Genomic DNA, 4,310 nt, shown 5'->3' on the forward strand with positions numbered 1-4,310 from the left:
ACTTTAAAGGGGTGATCTAAATGGATCAGCAACAAACGATTAAGACACTGAATAAATTTTTACAAGGCCAATACATGGGCATTCACGCCTATGCACACTTTATAAAGCACCTGCAGCATTCCTCATTAAAAGATTCGTTTATCTCCATCCAGAAAGATCAAGAAAATCATGCAACCATTATTTCAGAGAGAATTCAGAATCTTGGCGGTACACCTGTAACGAGTGAAGGATTGATTGGAAAGGTGGAAGGACAAATTGGAAATTTATTTAAAAAGGATAATACAGAAGAGGAAATTATTAAACATGCTATTAAGGGGGAAAATCTATACGGTATAAAAATGACCGAAGACTTAGTAAGAGATAAATTAGATGAAGAAAGTCTAAGTATAGTCCATAAAATTCTTGACAAGGATCGGGAACATGTAGATTATCTAAAGTCTCTACTACATTCTTAGAAGTAATTTCCTACTAGGTTAGTTATTTTTCCTTATTTGAAAGTACGATTTGATAAAAAAATCGTACTTCCCCATCTCTATCTGTGTTTAACTAAGGTATCTGTTCCTTAAGTCACAATCTACTAAAATAAGGACCACACTCAATTTCATGTGTTTTAACATAAGTCCAGTTCAATTCTTTATCTACAACATAAACGTCTTCTTCGTTTGACAGATCATCAGCGGTAAACCTAGATGCATTCTCAAGAATTAACGCATAATCTGAGTGTTGATAAAAAACATAAAAAGTATTCTTTAGTTCATTATTAAATTCTTTTTCTGCCTTTTCTTCTTTTAAATAATCCCTTTTTTCCCAGCTAAACACATGCCATAAATAACCACACGCAATACGATCATCATAAAGATAAATCGACTTTTTTTCTTCATGACTAATATGGTTAGCAAACTTACTTTCCCACTGCTGACGTAAATAAGCTCCCCATTTTGGTATTTCCGTTACTTTAACTTTTTTATTTTTAAGTATATCTACAAGTTCCATTTAATCCCTCCTAAAACGTTAATATTTCTCCATTCTTTCACCCTTTATCGATTCATTCTTTTCTATATTAATTTGAATAAAATCAAACGCATATTACAGGTACAAACGCACAACCTAGATGTGAACTATATAGTTGAGGAATTAAGATAGAAAAATCAAGTTACTTCGCGCTTTTTTAATTAGATTACTTCACCTATCATAAACTACATAACAAGTTCCTAACAGAATTTTAATACGGTGAATGTCCTAACAACGAATGAGGAGGAAAAGAAGATGGGATTCTTAAATGGCATGCTGGGAAACGCAAGTACGTTAAGTAAAGGAGACGCATCAAAAGAATTAGAGCAAATTTTAACAAATGGTGAGGAAATAGATGTTGCCTTTAAGTTGATAAGGGATTTAATTGTCTTTACGGACAAACGTCTTATTTTAGTGGATAAGCAAGGGCTTACTGGGAAAAAAGTCGAATACCATTCAATTCCTTTTAAGAGTATTTCTCATTTTAATGTAGAAACTGCCGGACACTTTGATTTAGATGCTGAATTGAAAATTTGGATCTCAGGAGCCCAATTACCAGCTATATCGAAACAATTTAAAAAAGATAAAAGTATTTATGATGTTCAAAAAGTTTTAGCTGCAGTCTGCGTATAAGTATAAGTAATATGTAAATCCCTCTCGAAGTGCACCCCAAAAGTTAGATTATGAATCTACCTTTTGGGGTGTTTTATTATGGCTAAATATCACGGTTACTTGTGAGAGTTTATTTGAACATGGCTATATAGGACAGGTGTATCCATAGTGAAGTTATACAACAACCATGCTGCAGGTGAAGTTTATCCTGGTCAATTAAAGCGGAATGGGAAAATGAACTTCTTCGTTTAGAGGTAGAGTACCTAAAAAAGGTGCGAGCTTACCAGATAGATCCGGAAGGCTATCTAAAAAAGCACAGCAGCTCTATCATTCGAACTCAAAGAAGAATTCCGACTGAAGGATGTATTATTTCATCAAAATTTAACAGAGCCTAAGTATAATAAGAAGGTTCCCAATGAAATGACCCCTGAAAAATTTTATTTCTTTACCTGTGTTTTTTATATTTTTTTGACCATTCCATTAAATAAACATACATTATCTAGTGAAAGGCCCAATGTTTATGTTTAGGAGGAATGTTATGAGTTCTATAAGCAAATACGGCAGTTTTCTCAATCTTATTGGAGGCATTTTAGTTTATATTTCTAAAACAGTTTATCCCATGTATACAGAAGAAGGGCTACTTTTAAATAAAGAGGAATACCAAAACGATTTAAGGAATGTCATCAACTTGGGGCAAAGCAGCATACAAATTTTTGAAACCGCCAATCCTCCCTCCTTTTTAAAAGAAGAACATGATTTATTTTTTCAATCGTATAAAAGTGTTCTAGATTGTATATATGACCTAAATAAAAAACTGGAAGAAAATTATGACCGCGAAATAAGCGAAGAAACATTAATAGAAAGTCTTTCTTCTCTAAAAAATGTGGAGAACGAGTTTAAAGTTGCATCTATGAAGGTAGTTGAAAAAGTTATGTTATTCTCAAGAAGGTGATCAGTTTTGTTATTTAGAAAACTTGATGAAAGCTATCTTGATTCATTACCAGATAACTTAGCAGATAAAATTGATTTCTTCGGTCAAATGATTGTAGCTTTAGGAAATATACTTACGGTTATTGGTATTGCAACAGAAGCAACAGAAGTCGCCGAAGTTGAAGAAGACGTTGAAGAGGACGGAGAGAATAATTCTTCAACAGAGAATCCCGTTACAGACTCTAATATAGGATTTGTTCTTGCTTTGTTAGGAGCCAGCCTTATTACTATAGGCGATATGGTTTCTTCTGGTGGGTTAGCTCTTGAAATACAGCTGGATGCATTAAATGAAAAGAAAACTAAGCAACATAACGAAGAACAAGAAATTCGATTTAAAAACTTAGAAAATCGCGTTTATTATTTGCAAAGAGATATGAGTGCATTGATACAAAAGACAGAATCCCTTCATAACGAAGTTGTTTTTCTAAGAAATATCATCTATCCACATTTATACTAATCCCACTCATAATTACACTAGAGGAATTTTTATAATCCCCCCAACTTGTGAAGGTAAAGAATACATTAATGGGACGAATATTTACACTAGGGAGTTTAGCACTTTTCTTAAATGGCCTCCTTAATTGTTTGCCTGTCAATCATTGACCAATGAGTAACTAAAGGTTCATGCTTTTAGACCACCCTCTATGAGAGTGGTCTAATAAATGATTATTCGTCTATACCTAACTGAATTTCTTGTGTTTCTTCCTTGATTTGACCAATTAATGAAAGTACTGAGCCGACTGCTTGAATCCAACTTCCGAGTACCCCAAGGAATCGGGCGTCAACATCATTTTCATCTTCAAGTTGATAAACACCGCTTAAAGCCTGCATTGAGTTTCCAATTCCCTGTAAAAACCCCCCAATAATATTATATGAACGTCCCGAAGGCGTGCTGTCCTCGAATTCATCAGTTAATCCAACGAAACTACCTAATGCCTGCAACCAATTACCAGAAATAATCAACTTTTGATCTATCTGATTTTTAAACTTTATAAGTAAACCGATTATAACGGTGGAATTTCCTGTAGCCTGAACTAAATCACCGATATATTCTAGTGAAAAAATATTTCCTTGTCCATCCGCAGATAGACCATTCCCAGTGGCTTGCAAGACGTTTCCTTGAAGCCTTAAATTAAAGCTTACCTTCTCGCTCATATTTTTGAAAGGAGTACTACCTATTGCTGATTCAATAGTGCCTATAGTTGAGAGCACTGAACCAAAGACTTCTTTAAAATGGCTTCCCATCTCGCCCCTCCCATTAATTTCTTATTTCTATATTATTCATAAATTAACAAAACGTTTTTAATGGATAAATATAATAAATTAGCCCCTCTCAAATGTCCTCAATTTTCCTTCTTACCTTCTACAATCCCTTTGCTTTTTTGAGGAACCAAATGCCCGAAACACAAAAAAAGCACTCAACGTCGTTGACGTCAAGAGCCCTCAGAATTAATACTTGCTCCTATATTGTTCAAGTTCCCATGGGTGTACTTGCCGTGCGGAACAAGTTTCACTTTCTCACACAATATTATAAAGCCAAGTACAACAGCGTTTACAATTTTTTTCTGTTGGTGAATACTCGTATAAAAACAATTCTAGGTGGTCAACACTCATTGATTTTTCATCTCTAAATCCTTTTAAACCACAAAAAATCCCCCTGCATTTAGGAGGGTTTCTGATCATTTATCACTCTGTTC

The 4,310-nt window shown here is 34.2% G+C and carries 6 protein-coding genes; 4 read left to right on the plus strand and 2 right to left on the minus strand.

The features are described 5' to 3' along the window. Positions 1-20: 20 nt before the first annotated feature. Positions 21-455 carry a ferritin-like domain-containing protein gene (locus WYK_RS05615; RefSeq protein WP_040373601.1) on the plus strand — a complete coding sequence of 145 codons (435 nt, stop codon included), beginning with the start codon at positions 21-23 and terminating at the stop codon, positions 453-455. Positions 456-567: 112 nt separating this feature from the next. Here the strand turns inward: WYK_RS05615 and WYK_RS05620 are convergent, their stop codons facing one another. Then, positions 568-993: a DUF4275 family protein gene (locus WYK_RS05620; protein WP_040373602.1), complete on the minus strand. Its 426-nt coding sequence runs from the start codon at positions 991-993 to the stop codon at positions 568-570. 273 nt (positions 994-1,266) lie between these two features. Between WYK_RS05620 and WYK_RS05625 the strand changes: the two genes are divergently transcribed. From WYK_RS05625 to WYK_RS05635, 3 genes are all read left to right on the plus strand, one after another. After that, positions 1,267-1,644: a PH domain-containing protein gene (locus WYK_RS05625; RefSeq protein ID WP_040373603.1), complete on the plus strand. Its 378-nt coding sequence runs from the start codon at positions 1,267-1,269 to the stop codon at positions 1,642-1,644. A gap of 517 nt (positions 1,645-2,161) precedes the next feature. After that, complete coding sequence (locus WYK_RS05630) at positions 2,162-2,575, plus strand: hypothetical protein (protein WP_040373604.1); 414 nt, start codon at positions 2,162-2,164, stop codon at positions 2,573-2,575. 6 nt (positions 2,576-2,581) lie between these two features. Further along, complete coding sequence (locus WYK_RS05635; protein WP_040373605.1) at positions 2,582-3,070, plus strand: hypothetical protein; 489 nt, start codon at positions 2,582-2,584, stop codon at positions 3,068-3,070. A 209-nt stretch (positions 3,071-3,279) separates the two neighbouring features. Here WYK_RS05635 and WYK_RS05640 read toward each other — a convergent pair whose 3' ends face one another. Continuing rightward, positions 3,280-3,858, minus strand: a complete 579-nt coding sequence (locus WYK_RS05640; RefSeq protein WP_040373606.1) for a DUF6944 family repetitive protein — start codon at positions 3,856-3,858, stop codon at positions 3,280-3,282. Between the last annotated feature and the right edge of the window lie 452 nt (positions 3,859-4,310).

It is taken from the genome of Peribacillus psychrosaccharolyticus ATCC 23296, assembly GCF_000305495.1.
Classification (GTDB): Bacteria; Bacillota; Bacilli; order Bacillales; family DSM-1321; genus Peribacillus; species Peribacillus psychrosaccharolyticus.